This is a genomic window from Rhizobium sp. M1, from assembly GCF_002531805.1.
GTDB classification, from domain to species: Bacteria; Pseudomonadota; Alphaproteobacteria; order Rhizobiales; family Rhizobiaceae; genus Rhizobium; species Rhizobium etli_C.
On the sequence record NZ_NWSW01000011.1, the window covers coordinates 87,755 to 108,986 of the forward strand.

General features: G+C 61.6%; 18 protein-coding genes and 1 other RNA gene. 8 read left to right on the forward strand and 11 right to left on the reverse strand.

Annotated features, from left to right (window positions below):
- Positions 1 to 5: 5 nt before the first annotated feature.
- The 7 genes from mraZ to CO655_RS12395 all read right to left on the reverse strand — a co-directional run bounded on the left by mraZ (position 6) and on the right by CO655_RS12395 (position 6,121).
- Positions 6 to 443 carry a division/cell wall cluster transcriptional repressor MraZ gene (gene mraZ / locus CO655_RS12365; RefSeq protein ID WP_064682764.1) on the reverse strand — a complete coding sequence of 146 codons (438 nt, stop codon included), beginning with the start codon at positions 441 to 443 and terminating at the stop codon, positions 6 to 8.
- Positions 444 to 869: 426 nt separating this feature from the next.
- Positions 870 to 1,267, reverse strand: an RNA gene (gene rnpB / locus CO655_RS12370) — RNase P RNA component class A.
- Positions 1,268 to 1,319: 52 nt separating this feature from the next.
- The gene (locus CO655_RS12375; RefSeq protein WP_097664841.1) at positions 1,320 to 2,495 is read right to left on the reverse strand and encodes an FAD-dependent oxidoreductase; all 1,176 of its coding nucleotides are present in this window, start codon (positions 2,493 to 2,495) and stop codon (positions 1,320 to 1,322) included.
- 11 nt (positions 2,496 to 2,506) lie between these two features.
- On the reverse strand, positions 2,507 to 3,691 hold the full coding sequence (locus CO655_RS12380) for an FAD-binding oxidoreductase (RefSeq protein ID WP_097664842.1): 1,185 nt from the start codon (positions 3,689 to 3,691) through the stop codon (positions 2,507 to 2,509).
- 81 nt (positions 3,692 to 3,772) lie between these two features.
- Positions 3,773 to 4,393 carry a lytic transglycosylase domain-containing protein gene (locus CO655_RS12385; protein WP_064818640.1) on the reverse strand — a complete coding sequence of 207 codons (621 nt, stop codon included), beginning with the start codon at positions 4,391 to 4,393 and terminating at the stop codon, positions 3,773 to 3,775.
- A gap of 262 nt (positions 4,394 to 4,655) precedes the next feature.
- A complete protein-coding gene (locus CO655_RS12390) occupies positions 4,656 to 5,417 on the reverse strand; it encodes an N-acetylmuramoyl-L-alanine amidase (protein WP_097664843.1) in 762 nt (253 codons plus the stop codon).
- Complete coding sequence (locus tag CO655_RS12395) at positions 5,414 to 6,121, reverse strand: DnaJ family molecular chaperone (protein WP_064682732.1); 708 nt, start codon at positions 6,119 to 6,121, stop codon at positions 5,414 to 5,416. Before CO655_RS12395 ends, CO655_RS12390 begins: the two co-directional genes overlap by 4 nt.
- A gap of 483 nt (positions 6,122 to 6,604) precedes the next feature.
- On the opposite strand from CO655_RS12395, the gene CO655_RS12400 reads away from it, so the two are divergent.
- The 3 genes from CO655_RS12400 (at position 6,605) to CO655_RS12410 (ending at position 9,792) form a co-directional block, all read left to right on the forward strand.
- Positions 6,605 to 7,816, forward strand: a complete 1,212-nt coding sequence (locus tag CO655_RS12400) for a pyrophosphate--fructose-6-phosphate 1-phosphotransferase (RefSeq protein ID WP_010030886.1) — start codon at positions 6,605 to 6,607, stop codon at positions 7,814 to 7,816.
- 57 nt (positions 7,817 to 7,873) lie between these two features.
- Positions 7,874 to 8,509 carry a LysE family translocator gene (locus tag CO655_RS12405; RefSeq protein ID WP_010030885.1) on the forward strand — a complete coding sequence of 212 codons (636 nt, stop codon included), beginning with the start codon at positions 7,874 to 7,876 and terminating at the stop codon, positions 8,507 to 8,509.
- Between the two features lie 332 nt (positions 8,510 to 8,841).
- The gene (locus CO655_RS12410) at positions 8,842 to 9,792 is read left to right on the forward strand and encodes a lytic transglycosylase domain-containing protein (protein WP_097664844.1); all 951 of its coding nucleotides are present in this window, start codon (positions 8,842 to 8,844) and stop codon (positions 9,790 to 9,792) included.
- Positions 9,793 to 10,178: 386 nt separating this feature from the next.
- On the opposite strand, the gene CO655_RS12425 is transcribed toward CO655_RS12410, so the two are convergent.
- On the reverse strand, positions 10,179 to 11,603 hold the full coding sequence (locus CO655_RS12425) for a serine hydrolase (RefSeq protein WP_097664845.1): 1,425 nt from the start codon (positions 11,601 to 11,603) through the stop codon (positions 10,179 to 10,181).
- Positions 11,604 to 11,793: 190 nt separating this feature from the next.
- Here CO655_RS12425 and CO655_RS12430 point away from each other — a divergent pair, with 190 nt between their 5' ends.
- The 5 genes from CO655_RS12430 to CO655_RS12450 all read left to right on the forward strand — a co-directional run bounded on the left by CO655_RS12430 (position 11,794) and on the right by CO655_RS12450 (position 16,981).
- Positions 11,794 to 13,038, forward strand: coding sequence for a DUF3419 family protein (locus CO655_RS12430; RefSeq protein ID WP_097664846.1), 1,245 nt, complete (start codon positions 11,794 to 11,796; stop codon positions 13,036 to 13,038).
- The gene (locus CO655_RS12435) at positions 13,035 to 13,709 is read left to right on the forward strand and encodes a class I SAM-dependent methyltransferase (protein WP_097664847.1); all 675 of its coding nucleotides are present in this window, start codon (positions 13,035 to 13,037) and stop codon (positions 13,707 to 13,709) included. The genes CO655_RS12430 and CO655_RS12435 overlap by 4 nt, the downstream gene beginning before the upstream one ends.
- Before the next feature lie 128 nt (positions 13,710 to 13,837).
- Positions 13,838 to 14,635 carry a GH25 family lysozyme gene (locus tag CO655_RS12440; protein ID WP_097664848.1) on the forward strand — a complete coding sequence of 266 codons (798 nt, stop codon included), beginning with the start codon at positions 13,838 to 13,840 and terminating at the stop codon, positions 14,633 to 14,635.
- 81 nt (positions 14,636 to 14,716) lie between these two features.
- The gene (locus CO655_RS12445) at positions 14,717 to 15,940 is read left to right on the forward strand and encodes a lytic murein transglycosylase (protein ID WP_097664912.1); all 1,224 of its coding nucleotides are present in this window, start codon (positions 14,717 to 14,719) and stop codon (positions 15,938 to 15,940) included.
- A gap of 135 nt (positions 15,941 to 16,075) precedes the next feature.
- Positions 16,076 to 16,981, forward strand: coding sequence for a DMT family transporter (locus CO655_RS12450; protein ID WP_097664849.1), 906 nt, complete (start codon positions 16,076 to 16,078; stop codon positions 16,979 to 16,981).
- Positions 16,982 to 17,437: 456 nt separating this feature from the next.
- On the opposite strand, the gene metF is transcribed toward CO655_RS12450, so the two are convergent.
- The 3 genes from metF to ettA all read right to left on the reverse strand — a co-directional run bounded on the left by metF (position 17,438) and on the right by ettA (position 21,179).
- A complete protein-coding gene (metF, locus tag CO655_RS12455; protein WP_097664850.1) occupies positions 17,438 to 18,340 on the reverse strand; it encodes a methylenetetrahydrofolate reductase [NAD(P)H] in 903 nt (300 codons plus the stop codon).
- Between the two features lies 1 nt (position 18,341).
- Entirely contained in the window at positions 18,342 to 19,367 is a 1,026-nt protein-coding gene (locus CO655_RS12460; RefSeq protein WP_097664914.1) for a metalloregulator ArsR/SmtB family transcription factor, read from the reverse strand.
- 162 nt (positions 19,368 to 19,529) lie between these two features.
- Positions 19,530 to 21,179, reverse strand: a complete 1,650-nt coding sequence (gene ettA, locus CO655_RS12465) for an energy-dependent translational throttle protein EttA (protein ID WP_097664851.1) — start codon at positions 21,177 to 21,179, stop codon at positions 19,530 to 19,532.
- Positions 21,180 to 21,232 lie beyond the last annotated feature (53 nt).

A 21,232-nucleotide genomic window follows, 5' to 3' on the forward strand; every position in this document is an offset into this window, starting at 1 on the left:
CTCTTTCAGGAACGCTTGCCCGCCAGCTTGCGCTCCCCTCGTGCCTGCGCCTGCGCAGCCATAAAAGCCTGCGGCTGCCAGAGCTGAAAATGATCCGCCCGACCGACGAAGGTCACTTCGTCCGAGATACCGGTGAAGCCGCGGATGAAATCCGTGACCATCAGCCGCCCCTCGGCATCGAGCCGCATGAAGACCCCGCCTCCGTGAATCAGAAGCGACATCTCGTTCGCATCCGGCGAAAACGGATCCTCCGCAGCAATCTGCCGTTCGAATCTTTCGAGAAGATCCGGACCGCCGACGCTGATCGCCGGAAACACAAAGTCCTGAAAGCAGTAAAGCTCCTGGACATTGCGCTGCGCCAGCACGGAACGAAACGCCGAAGGCACGGAAACCCTGCCCTTGGCATCGATCCTGTTGGTCGCATTCGAAAGGAAGCGGCTCATCACACGAAACATCCGTTCCCGCAGGGATCCGGACCAAAAGACGCCCGAAACTCCCGATATCAGGCACAGCTTCGCAAGCCGGATGAGTAAAAACCCCTCCGACGCTTCCGGAGAGGAAGACGCCTTTGCTTTGCGATGAACGGGCAGGTGATTGCCCTGGTGCAGTGCGAGTTTGGGATAGCATGGGACCATATGGGCGTCAATGGGATGCGCCTGCTTTGCAACAGACGCATGATCAAAAATTTATAAGCCGTTAAGTTTAACAAAGGGTTAGGATCACCCTCCCGCAAGAGACGCGCGACGGTGCTATCGCAAAAACAATTTTCGCGCAGAGGATTGTATGAGCATTCGCTTGAAAACTGTCGATTTCAGCGGCTTACCTGGAGGTGATTCGTCAAATCGGAGATTTTCGCGCCACGAAAGTTAATCGCCAGTTGGCCTGTAAGCCGGGTTCTGTATGGCTCCGGCGTGAACCGGAACGTGGCAGCCATTCCTCTGGGACAGCGTTCGCACGCTGCCTCGCGCAACCCACCCGGATGACTGGCCTGGAAACCGGCCGGAAGGCCTTTCGGCCCGCCGCGTCATCCCTATTCGGTCTTGCTCCCGGTGGGGTTTACCGTGCCATATCCGTTGCCGGAAATGCGGTGGGCTCTTACCCCACCCTTTCACCCTTACCTGTCATGACAGGCGGTTTGCTTTCTGTGGCACTTTCCCTGAGGTCGCCCTCGCCGGACGTTATCCGGCACCGTGTCTCCGTGGAGCCCGGACTTTCCTCACCCTACCGCCTTTCGGCATTGGTAAAGCGCGGCTGCCCGGCCAACTGGCAGGGGCTCCCATAAACGAGAGAGCGCGCAATTGCCATCAAAAATGATAGGCTTAGGAAAATTGCGGTGTGAAATCCGTGGAATAACCCTGCTGGCTGATCCTGCCTGACAAAAGCAGCTCCGCCCCGAGCCGTCCGATTTCGTCCGAACTCTTGGCCGACGTGCCGGCACAGCCCGTCAGCACAGCAATGGCAGGCGATGAGGTGTAGCCGATCATCGGGTAGTCGCTTTCCGTATAGGACACCACGCAGGCGGCCGTCGAAATCGAAAGTGGCGCCAGATCGGGCACCAAGTCGGCAGCAATGCGCTGAAGATGCGTCCGCACGGTTTCGCGCCCCTCCGTTCTGAACCAGGCACGCATTTCCGCCTCGTCGCCGAGCACCAGATCGTCCGGATCGCCGCCGATCTTCAGATAGAATTTGCCGTCGGGATAACGGATCGGCGGCAGCAGATAGATATGGATGCCGGGCATATCGAGAATGAGCGACGGCATGGTCGCAAGACGCTCGGCATCGGCCTCGCTCACCTCGAAAAGCGTGACCGTCCGGCCATAAACCGTCATTGCAACGGGACGCGGCAACAGATTCTCCGCAATGGAAAATCCGCCCGCAGCGAGCAGCAGCTTTTCAGCGCGATAGGTCAGGCCACCGGCAGTCCTGACGACAGCCGATCCGCCCTCCTCGCGGATGGAAACGGCATGGTCGCGGATGACGGCGGCACCCGCCTTTTCCGCCAGCAGCGACTGCGCCTTGACCAGCTTGCGCGGGCTGATATGTCCGGCGCCCCTCGCCTCGAAAACCCCGGCGCAGTCATCGGGAAAGGCAAAGAAAGGAAAGGCGGCCTTCAGCCCCGCCTGGTCGAGAAGGCTGGTTTCGACGCTGAGCGAAACGGCGGCCTGCCGCGTCTCCTCGAGGTATTCGCTTCCACCAGGTGCGGCGACGACGCAGCCGACCTCGCGATAAAAATCGATGCCGCTGTCGCGAGCGATCTCGCCATAACGGCCGATCGAGCGGTTGGCGAGCAGAGCCCAGTTGCCGTTGGGATCGATGGTGCGGGTGATGCGCCCCTCGTCGTAGTGGCTGGCGAAGACGCCCTGATGCGCCTTGCGGTCGGCTGGCTCGTCCGGGCCGATCACCGCCACGCCATCCACCTGGCGCGCCAGATGCCGCGCAGCTGCCGCCCCCATCAACCCGCGGCCGACGACGATATATTTGAAATCGACTGCCATGATGCTCCCTTTCAGGCAAAGACCGGCGTCAGTTCGCCGCCGAAATCCGTGTCGCCAAGCCGCCCTTCGGTCAGAAGCACCGCGCCCAATCGTCCAAGTTCGTCGGAGGATTTGGCGGCGACGAAATTGCCGCCGGTCAGCACCGCGATGCGCGGCGACTGCGTAAACCCGGCATAGGGATAACCGGTCGGCGTGAAATTCGCCACGCACGGCCCTGATGTCACCGGGCAGCCGGCAAGCGCCGGCATTAGTTGCAGGGCAATGCGGCAAAGATGATCGCGCTCGGCAGCGCTTCCATCGGAACGGAACCACGCGCCGGCATCCTCCAGCCGATTGATGGAAAGCGTCTCGGTATCGCCGCCGAGCTTCAGATAGATTTTGCCGTCGGGATAACGCACCGGCGGCAGAATATAAATGTGATCCTCTTCCCGGTCGCCGAGCACGATCGTCGACGGCATGTCGCCGAAGACCGCCATTTCGCGCTCACCGATTTCATAGAAGACGACCGTGCGCGCCATCACCTTGGTGTCGACGGGACGCGGCAGCAGCGCATGGAAATTGCTGAAGCCGCCAGCCGCCACCAGCACCCTCTCGGCGCTGTAGCGCCTTCCGTCGACCGTCACCTCGACATGGGCACCGGCGTCGCGCACGGATGTCGCGGTTGCCTCGATCAGCGTAACGCCACCCTGTTCCGCGAGCATCGCCTGGGCGCGCACGAGCGCCCGCGGATTGATATAGCCGGCACGCTTGCGTTCGAAATAGCCGCGAAAATCAGGATCGACGGCGAGAAAGGGGAAGCGGCCCGGAAGTTGCGACGGGGCGATGGTCTCGATCTCGCTGCCGAGCGTCCGGCTGACGGTCAACGCCCGATCGATGTAATCCTGCTCGCTTTTCTCAGGGGCTGCAAAGAGGCAGCCGACTTCCGAAAAGAAGGAAATGCCGCTCCTTGCCTCGATCGCACGGTAGCGGTCGAGCGCGCGGGCGGCGAAGGTTCCCCAGGCCAGATTGCCATCGAACGTCCGTGTAATACGCGCCTCGTCGTAGTGGCTGGCGAAGACGCCATCATGCGCATTGCGCTCAGCCGGCTCGCGCGGGCCGATCAGCGCGATGCCGTCGGCCATCGCAGAGAGATGCCGGGCGGCCGCGGCACCCATCATGCCGCGTCCGATGATGATGAACCTGAAATCGACTGCCATATCCCACCTCGCTAAATTCCAGCGATACCATGGCAATCATCTTGAATCATCCAGCTCTTGTCAGGGATAAGCACTTCAGGCTCAGAGCATTGCGAGAACCTTGCCGCAATAGGACTTGGACACCGGGTTCATGCGCGTGGCGCCATGACCGGCATTGTATTTGAGGATGGTGTTGCAGGTCTCGCCGCCACCGAGATCATGGGCGGCAGCCAGATATTTCATGCCGTACTTGATGTTGGTTTCCGGATCGAACAGGCCCTTGGCGCTGCCGGAATAGCCCATCATGCGGGCAGTTGCAGGCTTTATCTGCATCAGGCCGATTTCACCGTGGCTGCCGCGCGCATTCGGATTGAAATTGCTTTCGATACGGATGACAGCGGTCGCAAGCGCAACCGGTACATTATATTGGTTCGCATATTTGCTGATCAGTGCGGAATAGGAATTGCCGGAAACATTGGCGACGGGATAACCGCTCTGGCGCTCGACCGTCTTCAGTGTGCGTTCCGCCGTCTTGAGCGGACGCTTCGCCGGCTTGACCGAACGCTCCGCTTTCTTCAACGGACGCTCTGTCTTCTTCGAAGGACGCTCGACTTTCTTCACCGGCGCATCAGCTCGCACACCCCAATCATTCGCAAAGGCAAAGCTATTTCCGGCCAGCACCATGCCAACGCACGTTGCAGCAACAACAATCAGTTTTCTCATGTAGTCTTGAACACTCCGACCCAAAGAATTTCCGGACGGCGCGCCTCGCTGTCATAATGAATACCAGATCAATGACCGATCTGGATTCGCGGCAATTCTTATAGTTTCACATAGCGCCCGTGGTTTAACTCGAAAACAGCCCCGAGTACCGCTTGGCGGAGGTTCTTAGACCATCGCAATGAGGAGATAATAGGGAAATGATGTGGCAGGCGGAATTTCGCGCTGCAGTGCGAAATTCGGCGTTTCAGTAATTGTCGAGGAATCAGGAATAACGCGGCAAAGCCGACAGTAGCCGGTGCAACGTGTCGATCGTCGAGAAATCGGCGATGCCATCTATCCGTTCGGGCCGAAAATGCCGCTGGAAAGCTTCCACGTCGCCTGCCGTTTTTTCTGAAAATTGCCCCGTGATTTCAGTGCCGTAACCATAGAGCGACAGCATCGACTGCAGTGCTTCGACGGGTTGGCCGGCATCGCCGCGCTGGAAGAAGCGTCCGCCGGTGATCGTTGCCGGCTCGACCCAGTGCCCGATGCCCGCCCGGTGGAGCTCCGCCCAGGGGAACTTTTCACCCGGATCGACCTTGCGAATCGGGGCGACATCGGAATGCCCAAGCACCCGTTCCGGCGCGATCGACCAACGTTTGACACAGTCCCGACACAATTCGATCACTGCCGCGATCTGCTCTTTTGGATAGTCGGGAAGGCCGCCGGGATGGCCGGCATTGGCGATCTCAATGCCGATCGACAGCGAATTGATGTCGCTCTCGCCTTGCCAGCTGCTCTTCCCGGCATGCCACGCCCGCCTGCCCTCCGGCACGAGTTGGATCACCTCGCCGCTCTCATGCACGAAATAATGGCTGGAAACCTGGCTTTCGGCGCGGCAGAGCCAGTCGAGCGCGCCGTCCGGCGTCGGCATGCCGGTATAGTGCAGCAAGATCATATCCGGGCGACGCCCGTCGGCCCGCTCTCCGTGATTGGGCGACGGCCGCACGCAAGCCCCCGCGTAATCCGCCTCGAAGGAGGTCATGCGGCGCGGCGTTCCTTCTCGATTGCCGCATAGGCTGCGTTGAGTGCCGCCATGCGCTCATTGGCAATCACATGGAATTCCTTCGGCACGCCGCGCGAGATCAGTCGATCGGGATGATGTTCGCTGACGAGGCCGCGGTAACGCCGGCGGATCGTCGGAAAATCGTCGGAGGGCGACACGCCGAGCACCTTGTAGGGATCGCCGCCGGACGAGACATGGCGGGCGGCGATCTGCTCGAAGCGGGTCTCGCTCATCTGGAAGATCACGCCGATGTGACTGAGGAAATTCAATTCCTTTTCGTGAATCAGCCCGTCAGCCTTGGCGATATGGAAGAGGCCGTCGAGCACGTCTTCCAGCACCGTGCAATTGGCCGCACAGGTAATGCAGAGCGCGGAGAGACGTTCGGCATAGGCCTCATAGCCGGCAACATCCTGACGCGCGAGATTATAAAGTCTGGCGACGTTCTTGGCTTGATCCTGCGGAAACTCGAAGATTTCCCGGAAAGCCTCGACCTCCCTCTCGCTGACGATGCCGTCGGCTTTGGCCATCTTCGCCGAAAGCGCGATGATCGCTACCGAGAAAGCGACCTTCCGCCGTGTCTCCGGATCGCCTTCGAAAACCGTGCGGATGGCCTCGACCACCGCGGAAAGCGCATTGCCCGCAGTATTGCCAATGGCATTCACCAGTTTTTCCCAGAAGGACATTGAAAATCTCGCGTACTTGTCAACTTATAAGCAAACAGCTTGATCAAAGAATCGTAGCCTTTGCAAGGCGACGATTGGTCCTAGGCGCGAACACAGTTTTCACGATTTGGTAATTGTCGCACCGCAGCAAATGATTCACCCCTTTCGATTGAGAGAATGGCGCGCACCGCCGCACCATTCTGACGGGCGCGCGACGCGACGCCGCAATTTCCACAACAGTTCTCGGTCCGCGTGTCGGGCTTGAAACGATTATATCAGCCCTTCCGGCCGCAAAGCGGAAAAAGGCTGCGTTTTTCGCAAATTCTTTACTTTACAGGCCCCCTTCCCTGCCGCATCCATGCGCTGATGCATGTCGCCCCGGAACTCTACGGCGGCACCGGGGACACGGCATGCACATACAACGGGCAAACGCATCGCATAAACGAAGTTCGATGCGACGCGCCTTAGCCAGCGCCGCCGCATCGAAACGCCATAGGAGGAATCATGGCCAAGCAGAAAGTTGCAATGCTGACCGCCGGAGGCCTCGCACCCTGTCTTTCCTCCGCTGTCGGCGGCCTCATCGAACGCTACAGCGACGTTGCCCCTGAACTCGATATCGTCGCCTATAAGTCCGGCTACCAGGGCGTGCTGCTCGGCGACAGCATCGAGATCACCCGTCAGATGCGCGAAAAGGCGCCACTGCTGCACCGCTATGGCGGCTCGCCGATCGGGAACAGCCGTGTCAAGCTCACCAATGCCGCCGACTGCGTCAAGCGCGGCCTCGTCAAGGAAGGCGAGAACCCGCTGCGGGTCGCCGCCGAACGCCTTGCCGATGACGGCATCACCATTCTCCACACGATCGGCGGCGACGACACCAACACCACAGCCGCCGACCTTGCGGCCTACCTCGCCGCCAACGGCTACGATCTGACCGTCGTCGGCTTGCCGAAGACCGTCGACAACGACGTCGTGCCGATCCGCCAGTCGCTGGGCGCCTGGACGGCCGCCGAGGTTGGCGCCCATTTCTTCGACAATGTCGGCAACGAGCAGACCGCCGCCCCCCGCACCCTCGTCATCCACGAGGTCATGGGCCGCCATTGCGGTTGGCTGACGGCCGCCACCGCTCGGGCCTATCTCCAGCGCACCAGCCGCAATCAATATGTCGACGGTCTGATGATGGATGCGCAACTGAAGGGTATCGACGCGGTCTATCTGCCCGAAATGGCGTTCGATCTCGATGCCGAAGCCGCCCGGCTGAAGGAGGTCATGGATCGTACCGGCCATGCCACCGTCTTCGTGTCGGAAGGCGCTTGCCTCGACGCCATCGTCGCCGAGCGCGAAGCCGCCGGCGAGACCGTCAAACGTGATGCCTTCGGCCACGTGAAGATCGACACGATCAACGTCGGCGCATGGTTTCAGAAGCAGTTCGCCAGCCTCCTGAACGCCGAGCGTTCCCTCGTGCAGAAATCGGGCTATTTCGCCCGGTCGGCTCCGGCGAACGGCGACGACCTCAGGCTGATCCAGAGCATGGTCGATCTCGCCGTCGAAAGCGCACTCAATAAGGTGTCCGGCGTCACCGGCCACGATGAATCGCAGAATGGTAAATTGCGCACTATAGAATTCCCGCGCATCAAGGGCGGGAAGGCTTTTGACCTTTCGACGGCATGGTTTGCCGAAGTCATGGACAATATAGGCCAGAAATACAAAGAAGCATGATTGACGGATGGTTAATAAGGTGTCTTTGCTTGTTCCTGAGGAATGGGAGGAGACACCATGTCGTTTGAAGCTTGGCTCGCTTTTGCAGCCGCATCCGCCATTATGCTGGCCATACCGGGACCGACGATACTGCTCGTGGTCTCATATGCGCTTGGCCATGGACGCAGGATGGCGTTTGCGACGGTGAGCGGCGTGGCGCTCGGTGACTTCACCGCGATGACGGCTTCACTCTTCGGTCTCGGCGCCGTCCTTGCCGCCTCTGCCACTCTTTTCACTGTCCTCAAGTGGATCGGCGGCGCCTACCTGATATGGCTCGGAATCAAGCTCTGGCGGGCTCCCGTCATCGGTGAGCCGGTTGCCGACAACGACAATCTTCCGGAGGAAAGATCGCTCAGGATTTTCCTCCACGCCTACGTCGTCACCGCCCTCAATCCGAAGAGCATCGTCTTCTTTGTCGCCTTCGTGCCGCAGTTTCTCAACCCGGCCCTCCCCTTCTTCGGGCAGATGGCGATCATGGAAGCGACCTTCCTCGTGCTGGCGATCCTCAACGCTTCCGCCTACGCATTCCTCGCCCACAGGGCGCGCGGACTGATTCGCAAGGCGAGCGTCCAGCGCGCCGTAAACCGCACCGGCGGCACCCTGCTGATCGCTGCAGGCGCCGTAACAGCCGGCTATCGCCGTATTGCGGCTTAGAGCCTTTCCCGGTCAGGCTGCATCATTCTGCCGGAGCAGTTTTTTGTCAGGGCAGAGGCGATTGGCGATGGGCATCCCCTGGTATGTCCGAGCCGATCGCCTCTGATCCTGGCCAGAGATGCCCGGCCTTTCAGGTTGGCTGATACGAGCCGGCCGGTCGCATCCGACTCCCTTTGAGCCAGCAGAGTGATGCAATCTGACCGGGAAAGGCTCCAAAAATTTTCCGTGGTTGCCGGAATGCCACGAATACGTTAATGGGGTCGGCAGGGTTTAAGCTTTTTAGTAACTTTTATAACGCTGCTGGGGCGGCGCGATTTCACGAAAGTGACGGAATGGTAGCGATCGGATTGTCCGGCCTGAAACGCAGTCTTGTCGTTTCTACGGTGCTCTGCTGCGGCGTGGTGACCGGCTGCACGAGCGTCGAATACACCTCTCAGGCCGAACTGACAGCCGCTCAGACCGTGGTGCCGACACCCAAGCCCGGCGAAGACGTCACATTGGCCGCAATCCCGACGGCCGAGGGCGCAGCTGGCCAGGCGGCCGCAGGCGCCATGCTTCCGCAAACGCAGACGTCGCCCTCCCTGACCGCAACGGCGATGCCGACGGTTGGCGCGTCTCAGCCCGCCGATCTCACCATGCAGGCAGGCATACAGCCGGCAGCCTATGCGCAGATCCCCCTGACGCCCGAGATGACGGCGATCCAATCCGTCGTGCCGACGCCGCGTCCGGTGACCCCGGCACAGCCGGCGACGCAGCTTGCCTTTGCCGCGACACCGCAGAACAATGCGCTTGCCGCACTTGCGGCAGTCGACACGACGCCGCGTTCCGGCATGGATTACGGCTTCGACGAATCCGGTCCGATCGATCCGCCGACGGCTCCCCCAATGTTCAGCGACGACCATAAGGACGACGCGCCGACCGTCGAGAAGAGTTTCGTCACCAAGCTCATCCAGAAATATTCGAAGATTTATGCGATTCCCGAGACGCTGCTCCACCGCATCGTCCATCGCGAGAGCCGCTACAATCCGAAGGCTTACAACAAGCGCGGCTATTTCGGCCTTATGCAGATCAAGTACAATACTGCCAAATCGATGGGCTATGACGGTGCGCCGGGCGGCCTCTTCGATGCCGAGACCAACATCAAATATGCCGCGAAATATCTGCGTGGCGCCTGGCTCGTCTCCGACAACAAGGAAGATGATGCCGTCCGGCTCTATGCGCGGGGCTATTATTATGACGCCAAGCGCAAGGGCATGACCGACATCGCCCATGGCAATTACTGACAACCACAATAGAGCCTTTCCTGGTTAGATTGAAGCATTCTGCCGGAGCAGGTTTTCGTCAGGGCAGAGGCGATTGGCGATGGGCATACCCCCAGGTACGTCCGAGCCGATCGCCTCTGATCCTGGCTAGAGATGCCCGGCCCACCGGCCGCACCGCTTCGCCGTGGCGAAGCGATCAGTGCGTCCGGCGCTTTTGAGTCTTGCAGATTTGCCAGGCAAAGCTGCGGGAGGGTTGGCTGAAACGGGCCGGCTGATCGACCGGCCGGCTTGGCCGTAGAGCCGGGCTACGACGCGCGCCGGCCGGTCGACCATCCGACTCCGTTTGAGCTAACAGAATGCTTCGTTCTAACCAGGAAAGGCTCTAGAAACGGATTCGATGCTGCCGCCTATGGCTGCGTCTCGACCTGCCGCTCCGGTCCGGCCTGCTGTTGCGGCACGCGCGATTGCGGCGACGCCTCCAGGACCGCCTTGAGAAGCGCCTGCGGTTGATAGCCGAGCCAGCCCGGCGTCAGGCCGAGCCGGACGACGACCAGATTGGCGGAGGGCACGATCGCCATGCTCTGCCCGTCATGCCCCGACAGCCAGAACGTATCCTCCGGCAGCCCGAACGCGGCGTTCGAGCTGCCGGGCGCAAGCCACGCCTGGCCTTGCGTATAGCGGCCGTTCGACGCCGCCGTCGGCGTGCGCATGGCGCCGACGAACCCCTCCGGCAGCAATCGCCGGCCATTCCAGACGCCATCCTGCAGCAGGAACTGTCCGAAGCGGGCCCAGTCATGCGCCGTCGCGTAGAGATAGGAGCTTCCGGCAAAGGTGCCGCGCGCGTCGAGTTCGAAGACGGCGCTGCTCATGCCGAGCGGGGAGAAGAGCGCGTCATGCGGATAAGAAAAGGCTGCCTGCGCATTGCCGACCTTGTCCATCCAGATGCGTGACAAGAGCACCGCCGTGCCGCTCGAATAGCGGAAGCGCTGGCCGGGTGCCGCCTCCATCGGCGCATTGGCCGGCAGCGATACCATGTCGGGATCGAGATAAAGCATACGCGTCACATCGGCGACGCTGCCATAATCCTCATTGAAGGCAAGGCCGCTCTCCATGCCGAGCAGGTCGGAGACCTTGATCCTGGCGCGCTGATCGTCCTTCCATTGCGCCATCAAGTGATCGTCGTCGAAGGAAACCTTGCCGTCGAGCATCAGGCGGCCGAGGATGGCTGCGTTCACCGTCTTCGTCATCGACCAGCCGATCAGCGGCGTCTTCGCCGAAAATCCGCGGCCATAGGCTTCGGCGACGATACGGCCGTCGCGCACGACCACGATCGCCCGCATCGCCGGGCCGGCAAAGCGGGAATCGGCCAGCACCGCGGCGATCTTCGCGTCCGGCTGATTGCCGCTGCCCTCGCCTTGCGGCCATACCGCGTCGTTCGCCTGCATCTTGGCCGGTGCATCGAACGGCACCGCGTTAATCGCCGCCTCGAAATTGCCGTCCGGCACGCTGGTGCAGCCGAGACTGCCGCGATAGAGCGCATAACTCGATGCGAACAGCCCCATGAAGCGCGCCGTCACCCGGCCGCTGTCGCGCTCGACACTGACGCGCACCAGCCTCAGCAGTGGATTTCCCGGCGCCTGGACGTCGTCATGCAGCACATCGTCGGCATCCCGGCCGGCAATGAAGACATTCGAGCAGACGATCTTGGCGGCGTAGCCGTCCCCGACGCGCAACAGCTCCGGCGGCCGGGCGAAGAGCCAGCCGGTCCCGGCGGCGATGATGAGAACCACAAGGAGAGCAAGCGCCTTCAGGACACGCAGCACAAATCGCATGGCATTCCTCCATGCCGGGAGAGAAGCAGGAATCGCGCCGGTCGAAAAGGGGCCGGCGCGAAGAAGGCGCCCCATTCCGATCACTCTTCATTGATGCCGGAGCCTCCCGGGACCGGCGCCCACAGCCCGCGTCATCAAACTGTAGCAGTGGCGCGCTACACGCCCTGAACGCTAAAAAGGTGACAGACTCATGTCAGAATTTGCACCGGATGCCGGCTTCCGCAAGAACCGGAAACTCAAGGACGCCCTTCTCCGCCACAAGGCTTTTTCGAAGGAAGGTTTTTCCGAGCGTCTCTTCGGCCTCCTCTTCTCCGGCCTCGTCTACCCGCAGATCTGGGAAGATCCGGATCTCGACATGCAGGCGATGGAGCTGAAGCCCAACCACCGCATCGTCACCATCGGCTCCGGCGGCTGCAACATGCTCGCCTATCTCTCCAAGGCGCCGGCCTCGATCGACGTCGTCGATCTCAACCCGCACCATATCGCGCTGAACCGCCTGAAGCTTGCCGCCTTCAAGCATCTGCCGGATCATGCCGACCTCGTCCGCTTCCTGGCGATGCCGAACGAAAAGTCGAACAGCCGCGCCTACGACCGGCATCTTGCCGCCAGGCTCGACGAGGCGACCCGCAGCTACTGGAACGGCCGCAAGTTCGGCCGCCGCCGCGTCACCGTCTTCGACCGCAACATCTATGAAACCGGCCTGCTCGGCCGCTTCATCGGCGCAGCTCACCTTCTTGCCCGCCTGCACGGCGTCAAGCTGCGCGAGATGACCAAGACCCGCTCGATCCGCGAGCAGCGCCAGTTCTTCGACGAGCAGATCGCGCCGCTTTTCGAAAAACCGGTCGTGCGCTGGATCACCGGCCGCAAGAGCTCGCTCTTCGGCCTCGGCATTCCGCCGCAGCAATATGACGAACTCGCAAGCCTTGCCGCCGATCATTCGATCGCGCCGGTGCTGAAGCACCGCCTGGAAAAGCTCGCCTGTCATTTCCCGATGCGCGACAACTATTTCGCCTGGCAGGCCTTCGGCCGCCGCTACGGCACTGAAGAGGAAGGCCCGCTGCCGACCTATCTGAAGCCGGAGCACTATGAGGTGATCCGCGCCAATGTCGACCGCGTCAACGTTCACCACGCAAGCTTCACCGAGCTTCTGGCCCGCGAGCCGGCCGCCTCGCGCGACCGCTACATCCTGCTCGACGCACAGGACTGGATGACCGATGGGCAGTTGAACGACGTCTGGCGGGAAATCACCCGCACGGCGCGCGACGGCGCCCGGGTGATCTTCCGCACCGCCGCCGAAAAGAGCATCATCGAAGGCCGCCTGTCTCCGTCGATCCGCGACCAGTGGGAATACTTCGAAGAGAAGTCACGCGAACTGACCGCGCTCGATCGCTCGGCGATCTATGGCGGTTTCCACATCTACGGGAAGAAGGCGTGAGCAAGGTCGGCACCGAGACGGCGGGAATGAGCGACGAACATGCCAGCCTGATGGATGGCATGTACCGCTACCAGCGCCATATCTACGACCTGACGCGCAAATATTACCTTCTCGGCCGCGACAGCACGATCCGCAATCTCGACGTGCCCGAGGGCGGCACCCTGCTCGAAGTCGGCTGCGGCACCGGTCGCAACATGGCCTTCGCCCACAGGCATTTCCCGACCGCCAAGCTGTTCGGCCTCGACATTTCCCAGGAAATGCTGATTTCAGCCCGCAAGACCTTCGCCACCAAGGCGACGATTCCGGAGTTCCGCGTCGCCGACGCCACAGCCTTCACGCCGCGCGAATTCGGCGTCAGCGGATTCGACCGCATCCTGATCTCCTATGCCCTGTCGATGATCCCGGACTGGGAGCGCGCCGTCGATGCGTCGATCGCCGCGCTCAACCCCGGCGGTCAGCTGCACATCGTCGATTTCGGCCAGCAGGAAGGTCTGCCGCGCTGGTTCCGCCGCATGCTGCAGTCCTGGCTTGCAAAATTCCACGTCACCCCGCGCTCCGATCTGCGGGAGGTTCTGGAAGCGCAGGCTGAGGAGCACAATGCGCGATTGTCGTTCGAAACCGTCGGCGGCGGTTATGCCTGGCGGGCGGCTATTATCAGCAAGCGCACATAATTCGCTTGAAACTAACCGATTTTTTACGTTGATATGGTGAAAAGAGGGTTATTCCCTCTGCGGGACTCGTCTTTTTCGAAGGTCAGGCTGTGGGGCAAAGAGATCATTCGGTTCACGACGGGATACCCATGCGCCGGCTTTTGTTTTGCGTTGTGCCCTTGGCCATCATGCTCGCCGGCTGCTCCTCCTCCGGTTATGACTACCTCGAAACGGCATCGGTCAACCCGAAAACGCGCTTCAAGGACACCGATCCGCAGAATTTTGGCGCGAAGCACCCGCATCAAAATGATGTGCACGGCATCGACATCTCCAAATGGCAGGGCGATATCGACTGGGCGAGCGTGAAGAATTCGGGCGTCGCCTTCGCCTTCATCAAGGCGACGGAAGGCAAGGACAGGCTCGATGCCCGATTCGACGAATATTGGCGCGAGGCCCGCGCCGCCGGCATCCCGCACGCTCCCTATCATTTCTACTATTTCTGCTCTTCGGCCGATCAGCAGGCCGACTGGTTCATCAGCAACGTGCCGAAGGAGGCGATCCGCCTGCCACCAGTGCTCGACGTCGAATGGAACGGCGAATCGAAGACCTGCCGCTATCGCCCCGACCCGACAACCGTGCGCGCCGAAATGCAGCGCTTCATGGACCGGCTGGAGGCCTATTACGGCAAGCGCCCGATCATCTATACCTCGGTCGATTTCCACCGCGAGAATCTTGCCGGCCATTTCCAGGACTATCATTTCTGGGTCCGCTCGGTGGCGAAACATCCCGAGGTGACCTATTCCGACCGCCGCTGGGCCTTCTGGCAATATACCTCGACCGGCGTCATTCCCGGCATCAAGGGACCGACCGACATCAACGTCTTTGCCGGCAACGCAAAGAACTGGAACAATTGGGTCGCCGCCGTTTCCAAGGATAGAAATTCTTAGTAACGTCTTTCAATGTTTCTTGCTTCCGTCACATTCCTCTGGGAAAGCGGCGGACATCAGTTTGATATAAGGACCGCATTCATGCACCGCTCGCTCACAAGCCGCTCTGCACTCGCCCTCCTGTTTGCCCTCACCATTGCCGGCGGCGCGGCCGCCCAGCAGGCGCCTGCTGCCTCCGCCCCCTCGACAGCGCCCTGCGGCGGCGATCTGTCCGCCTTCCTTGAGGGCGTCAAGGCCGATGCGGTTGCCGCGGGCGCCAGTGCCGCGGCAACCGACGAAGCGCTTGCCGGCGCCGAGATCGACCAGAAGGTGCTTAGCCGGGATCGCGCCCAGGGCGTCTTCAAGCAGACCTTCCTCGAATTTTCCCAGCGTACCGTCAGCCAGGCCCGCCTCGACATCGGCCGCCAGAAGATGAAGCAGTATGCCGACGTCTTTGCCCGGGCCGAGCAGGAATTCGGCGTTCCCTCCGGCGTCATCACCGCCTTCTGGGCGATGGAAACCGATTTCGGCGCCGTCCAGGGCGACTTCAACACCCGCAACGCGCTGGTGACGCTGTCACACGATTGCCGTCGCCCGGAGCTTTTCCGCCCGCAGCTGATCGCTCTCATCGAGATGGTCCAGCACGGTGACCTCGACCCTGCCACCAACACCGGCGCCTGGGCCGGCGAGATCGGCCAGGTGCAGATGCTGCCGCGCGACATCATCGCCTACGGCATGGACGGCGATGGCGACGGCCATGTCCGCCTGAAGCAGAGCAGCCCTGACGCCGTCCTGACGGCGGCGAAATTCATCCAGCACCTCGGCTTCGAGCGCGGCCAGCCCTGGCTGCAGGAAGTCACCCTACCCGACAATCTGCCCTTCGAGAAATCCGGCCTTGGCGGCACGATGAAGGCCAGCGAGTGGTTCGCGCTCGGCGTCAAGCCGCGCGACGGCAACACCGCTTTCGGCGATCTCGAGGGCGACCTTGTGCTGCCGCAGGGCCGCATGGGACCGGCCTTCATCGCCTACCCCAATTTCAAGATCTATCTCGAATGGAACAAGTCGTTCATCTATACGACGTCGGCCGCCTATTTCGCGACCCGGCTTTCCGGCGCCCCGACCTATCTCAAGGGCACGCCTGAACAAGGCCTCGCCAACGACCAGATGAAGACGCTGCAGACCAAGCTGCAGTCGCTCGGCCACGATGTCGGCGAGATCGACGGCATCCTCGGCTCCGGCACGCGTGTCGCGATCCAGAAGGAACAGCAGCGCCTCGGCATACCGGCCGACGGCTGGGCGACGCCGGCGCTTCTCAACGCTCTCTGATCGCCGCTGCCGCCGCGCCGCTCGCTTCGCAAGAAACGGGTGGCGCCGCCGTCGGCGTTAAAGCTTGATGGTGAGGATCCGCGGTCGGGTTTCGACGCGACGGCGGCGACGCGGCTTGGGATGGAGGAAGGCGGCATGGACAACAGAATGAATGCCTGGACCTGGAGCCTGCTGCTCCTGCTCGGTCTCATCTGGGGCGGCTCTTTCTTCTTTGCCAGCATCGCCGTCCAGCATGTCCCGCCGTTGACCCTCGTCTTCCTCCGTCTGCTGCTGGCCGCGATTGCGCTGCACATCTACATCGCCGGCCGTTTCGGCATCTATCCGATCCTGGAAGCCCGCTGGCGCGAATTCCTGATCCTCGGGCTCATCAACAATGCCCTGCCGCACGCTCTGATCTTCTTCGGCCAGACCCGCATCGGCGCCGGCCTTGCGGCGATCCTGAACGCGACGACGCCGATTTGGACCGTGTTGATCGCCAACTACGTCACATCAGACGAGAAGCTGTCATCTGCCAAGATTGCCGGCTGCCTCGTCGGCCTGGCCGGAACGATCGTGCTGATCAGCCCCAGCCTGTCGGCCGGTGGCGAAGCGCCGCTCTGGGCGCTGCTGCTTCCGGTACTTGCCGCCGTCTCCTATGGGTTCGCAGCCACCTACGGCAAGCGGTTCAAGACTATTCCGGCCCCCGTCACCGCAGCCGGCCAGCTGACGGCGTCCTCGTTGATCACCTTGCCACTGTCGCTCTTGGCCGATCGGCCCTGGACGCTCCCCTGGCCGTCGCTCGATATCGTCGTCGCCGTACTGGCGCTGGCGCTGGTGTCGACCGCCTTCGCCTATATTCTCTATTTCCGGATCATGGCGGCGGCCGGCGCCACCAACGCCTCGCTCGTCACGCTGCTGGTACCACCGAGCGCCATCCTTCTCGGCGTGCTTTTCCTCGGCGAGCGGCTCACCCTTGCCGAACTCGCCGGCATGGCGCTGATCGGCTTCGGCCTTGTCATTCTCGACGGCCGTGCCTACCGCCTGTTGGCCAGGGCAGCGTGAAGAATGGTTGCAAATCCCGCATGATTTCAACCGCTTGGCTGCGCGCCATGTTTCAGGCGCATAGGTAAATCGGCAATCGCCCGATTTAACCGCATGTTAAATTCTGTGAATAAAATTTTGTCGCGAATACGGCTTCAATTTCAACAGTTTGCGGATTCAGTGTTCGACTTATCCACCGCCCTGTTCTGCGGCGCAGCATAGATTCCGCTTCCCAACCGACACATTTCCGACATATTATTGACAGGTTAACGCGAGGAGACAGACATGGGACTCACGCAATCCTTGAATGTTCTGTTGGTCAGTGCAGCGTTTGCCTTCGTCCTGTCCATGCTCTTTATCTGAGCTGGCCGGCGGGGTGTGACGACTGGTAGTACCTGAACTCCCCTGATCAATCCGCCAATGAAAAAGCGCATGTCCCGCCCGACATGCGCTTTTCACTTTGATGGACGCGGAAAATCAGGCAGCCGCGCCGGCGTTTTTTGCCGCCCGGCGGGAGAGGCCGAGATTGTCGAGCACGGCGGAAACCAGCGGCGAACGGTTCATCGTATAGAGATGGAAATCGCGGATGCCGCGCCGGACGAGATCTTCGATCTGCTCGGCGGCGACATCGGCTGCGACCTTCGCCCGTTCTTCGGGCTTGTCGTCAAAGCCCGCAAAACGCTCGTCAAGGAAGCCGGGGATGATCGCGCCGCAGGCGCCGGCGAAACGCTTGAGCTGTGTCAGGTTCTGGATCGGCATGATGCCGGGCACGATCGGGATCGAAATGCCGGCCTTGCGCACCCGCTCGAGGTAACGCTCGAAATTGTCGTTGTCGAAGAAGAACTGCGTCAGCGCCCGGTCGGCGCCGTTGTCGGCCTTGCGTTTCAGCATGTCGATATCGGCGGCTGTGTCGCGGCTCTCCGGATGTTTTTCCGGATAGGCGGAGACTGAAATTTCGAAATCGCCGATCGCCTTGAGGCCGGCCACGAGCTCCGCCGCATTCGCGTAACCGCCGGGATGCGGCTGGTAGGGCGCGCCGGCGCCGCCCGGCGCATCGCCGCGCAGCGCCACGAAATGCGTCACGCCGACCTTGCGGAAGGTCTCGATCATCTGATGCGTCTCATCCTTCGTCGCTCCGACGCAGGTCAGGTGCGAAGCGGTGGCAAGCGGCGTCTGCGACAGGAAACGCGTGACGGCGGTCAGCGTCGGCGCCTTGGTGGTGCCGCCGGCGCCATAGGTCACCGAGACGAAATCCGGATCCCAATCCTGCAGCTCGCTGACGGTATTCCAGAGCTGTCCTTCCATCTCTTCCGATTTCGGCGGGAAGAATTCGAACGAGATCCCGATGTCGCGCGCCTGCGCTTCGCTTTTCAAAGCCATGTCATACTCTCCCGGCAAATGTAGGTTCGGCGCCTTCGCTTAGTTGCGAAGCCATGAGGCGCCTCGGATCACGCGCGAGCCAGACGGTGACCGTCAGCCCCTGCCCGCTCTGCTGACCCGGGTGAAGATCGACGACCTGCTCGACGTCGAGCCCGGCCTTGCGCAGCCAGTCGGACATCGCCTGGTGCGAAAAGCCGAGACGCACATGCGCATGCTCGTCGCGGAGATATTCGAGCGTATGCGGCGCAAGGTCGATGACCACGAGCCGGCCGCCCGGCCGCAGCATGCGCGCCGCTTCGGCGATGGCAATCTCCGGCTGGTCGAAGAAATGCAGCACCTGATGGATCGTCACCAGGTCGAAATCCTGTCCCTCGAACGGCAGGTTCAGAATATCGGCGTGGCGCACGGTGGCCTTGGTGATGCGGGACTTGTCGAGATTGGCGCGCGCCACGCTCAGCATGTCGCGGCTGGCGTCGACACCGATCGCCCGGCGGTAGAGCCCGGCCAGGAGTTCGAGAATGCGGCCGGTGCCGGTGCCGAGATCGAGCAGCGAATCGATCGGCTGGCTGCCGAGCAGCCGGATGACGGCGGCATCGACTTCCTCGTCGGCCGCATGCAGGCGGCGAAGCTCGTCCCATTCCGCCGCGTTGCGGCTGAAATAGGCCTGTGCCCGCTCGGCCCGCTGGCGTTTGACCGCCGACAGCCGCTCGCCGTCACGAAGGACGGTCGGATCGTTTTCGGAGACATGCTTCAGCAAGGTCCGCACGAGCATTGCCGCCTTGCCGTCCTGCTTGAGGCGGAAATAGGCCCAGGCGCCTTCCTGATAGCGCTCAATCAGTTCGGCCTCGCCAAGCAGCTTCAGGTGGCGGGAGATACGCGGCTGGGACTGGCCGAGAATTTCGGTCAGATCGGTGACCGTCAGATCGCCGGCGTCGAGAAGCGCCAGAAGCCGCAGACGTGTCGGCTCGCCGGCCGCCTTCAAGACGTCCACCAACCCATCCAGTCCCAGCTTCAAAGGTTCGCTCATCATCGGCCCAATCAAGATATAAAGATATCTTTATGTGATTTGAAAAGCGGTGGCAAGCGGCAATTCGCACTCTCCGCGAAATTGCCTGCTCAAATTGCGACAGGGCCGGACATGAAAAAGCCCCGGTCGAACCGGGGCTTTCGCAATCGAAAAGTGGGACGATCAGCGCGTCAGACGCTTATGCGCCTGGCTGCCCGGGTTGAGGGCATCGGGGCCGAGGCGGCGGACCTTGTCCTGTTCATAATCCTCGAAGTTGCCTTCGAACCATTCGACATGGCCTTCGCCTTCGAAAGCCAGAATGTGCGTCGCCAGACGGTCGAGGAACATGCGGTCGTGGCTGATGATGATGGCGCAGCCGGCGAAGTTCTCCAGCGCGTTTTCCAGCGCGCCCAGCGTTTCCGTGTCGAGGTCGTTGGTCGGTTCGTCGAGCAGCAGAACATTGCCGCCGGCCTTCAGCATCTTGGCGAGGTGAACGCGGTTGCGCTGGCCGCCGGAGAGATTGCCGACCTTCTGCTGCTGATCGCCGCCCTTGAAGTTGAAGGCGCCGCAATAGGCACGGGAGTTCATGTCGAACTTGCCGAGCTTGATGATTTCGGCGCCGCCGGAGATTTCCTCCCAGACCGTCTTGTCGCCGGCAAGCGCGTCACGGCTCTGGTCGACATAACCGAGATGCACGGTCTCGCCGATGCGGATCGAACCGCTGTCCGGCTTTTCCTGGCCGGTGATCATCTTGAACAGCGTCGTCTTGCCGGCGCCGTTCGGGCCGATAATGCCGACGATGCCGCCGGGCGGCAGCTTGATCGACAGGTCGTTGATCAGCGTGCGGCCCTCGAAGCCCTTGGTGATGCCTTCCATCTCGATCACCACCTGGCCGAGGCGCTCGCTGACCGGGATGATGATCTGCGCGTCGCCGGGACGCTGCTTCTCGGCGGCATCCACCAACTGCTCGTATGACTTGATACGCGCCTTGGACTTGGCCTGGCGGGCCTTCGGGCTGGAGGCGATCCATTCCTGTTCGCGGCTGATGGCCTTCTGGCGCGAGGCCTCTTCGCGGTTTTCCTGCAGCATCCGCTTGGCTTTCGCCTGCAGGTAGGCCGAGTAATTGCCTTCGTAGGGAATGCCGCGGCCGCGGTCGAGTTCGAGGATCCAGCCGGTGACGTTGTCGAGGAAGTAGCGATCGTGGGTGATCATCATCACGGCGCCGGGATAGTCGCGCAGATGCTTTTCGAGCCAGGCGATGGTTTCGGCGTCGAGATGGTTGGTCGGTTCGTCGAGCAACAGCAGATCCGGCTGCGAAAGCAGCAGGCGGCAGAGCGCGATACGGCGGCGTTCACCACCGGACAGGCTGGTGACATCGGCGTCGCGCGGCGGGCAGCGCAGGGCTTCCATCGCCATCTCGACCTGGCTTTCCAGATCCCAGAGGTTCTGGCTGTCGATGATGTCCTGCAGCTTGGCGCCCTCTTCCGCGGTCTCGTCGGAATAGTTCATCATCAATTCGTTGTAGCGATCGAGGATCGCCGTCTTCGAGGCAACGCCTTCCATGACGTTTTCGAACACCGTCTTGTTCGGGTCGAGACGCGGTTCCTGCTCGAGATAGCCGACCGTGGCACCCTCGGCCAGCCAGGCTTCGCCGGTATACTCCTTGTCCTGGCCGGCAATGATGCGCAGCACAGTGGATTTACCGGCGCCGTTCGGCCCGAGGATGCCGATCTTGGCATCCGGGTAGAAGGAAAGGTGGATGTTCTCCAGGATCTTCTTGTTGCCATAGGCCTTGTTGAGGCCGGACATATGATAGATGAATTGACGTGCCATGCTGCGCTGCTCCGGGCGGGAAACTTCGTTTCGTGCCGCTATGTAGGCGAAAC

Bases quoted from the DNA above. Each gene is read 5' to 3' on its own strand.
- mraZ (WP_064682764.1), bottom strand. From the start codon at position 443: ATGAGCCGCTTCCTTTCGAATGCGACCAACAGGATCGATGCCAAGGGC.
- CO655_RS12375 (WP_097664841.1), bottom strand. From the start codon at position 2,495: ATGGCAGTCGATTTCAAATATATCGTCGTCGGCCGCGGGTTGATGGGG.
- CO655_RS12380 (WP_097664842.1), bottom strand. From the start codon at position 3,691: ATGGCAGTCGATTTCAGGTTCATCATCATCGGACGCGGCATGATGGGT.
- CO655_RS12385 (WP_064818640.1), bottom strand. From the start codon at position 4,393: ATGAGAAAACTGATTGTTGTTGCTGCAACGTGCGTTGGCATGGTGCTG.
- CO655_RS12390 (WP_097664843.1), bottom strand. From the start codon at position 5,417: ATGACCTCCTTCGAGGCGGATTACGCGGGGGCTTGCGTGCGGCCGTCG.
- CO655_RS12395 (WP_064682732.1), bottom strand. From the start codon at position 6,121: ATGTCCTTCTGGGAAAAACTGGTGAATGCCATTGGCAATACTGCGGGC.
- CO655_RS12400 (WP_010030886.1), top strand. From the start codon at position 6,605: ATGGCCAAGCAGAAAGTTGCAATGCTGACCGCCGGAGGCCTCGCACCC.
- CO655_RS12405 (WP_010030885.1), top strand. From the start codon at position 7,874: ATGTCGTTTGAAGCTTGGCTCGCTTTTGCAGCCGCATCCGCCATTATG.
- CO655_RS12410 (WP_097664844.1), top strand. From the start codon at position 8,842: ATGGTAGCGATCGGATTGTCCGGCCTGAAACGCAGTCTTGTCGTTTCT.
- CO655_RS12425 (WP_097664845.1), bottom strand. From the start codon at position 11,603: ATGCGATTTGTGCTGCGTGTCCTGAAGGCGCTTGCTCTCCTTGTGGTT.
- CO655_RS12430 (WP_097664846.1), top strand. From the start codon at position 11,794: ATGTCAGAATTTGCACCGGATGCCGGCTTCCGCAAGAACCGGAAACTC.
- CO655_RS12440 (WP_097664848.1), top strand. From the start codon at position 13,838: ATGCGCCGGCTTTTGTTTTGCGTTGTGCCCTTGGCCATCATGCTCGCC.
- CO655_RS12445 (WP_097664912.1), top strand. From the start codon at position 14,717: ATGCACCGCTCGCTCACAAGCCGCTCTGCACTCGCCCTCCTGTTTGCC.
- CO655_RS12450 (WP_097664849.1), top strand. From the start codon at position 16,076: ATGGACAACAGAATGAATGCCTGGACCTGGAGCCTGCTGCTCCTGCTC.
- metF (WP_097664850.1), bottom strand. From the start codon at position 18,340: ATGGCTTTGAAAAGCGAAGCGCAGGCGCGCGACATCGGGATCTCGTTC.
- CO655_RS12460 (WP_097664914.1), bottom strand. From the start codon at position 19,367: ATGAGCGAACCTTTGAAGCTGGGACTGGATGGGTTGGTGGACGTCTTG.
- ettA (WP_097664851.1), bottom strand. From the start codon at position 21,179: ATGGCACGTCAATTCATCTATCATATGTCCGGCCTCAACAAGGCCTAT.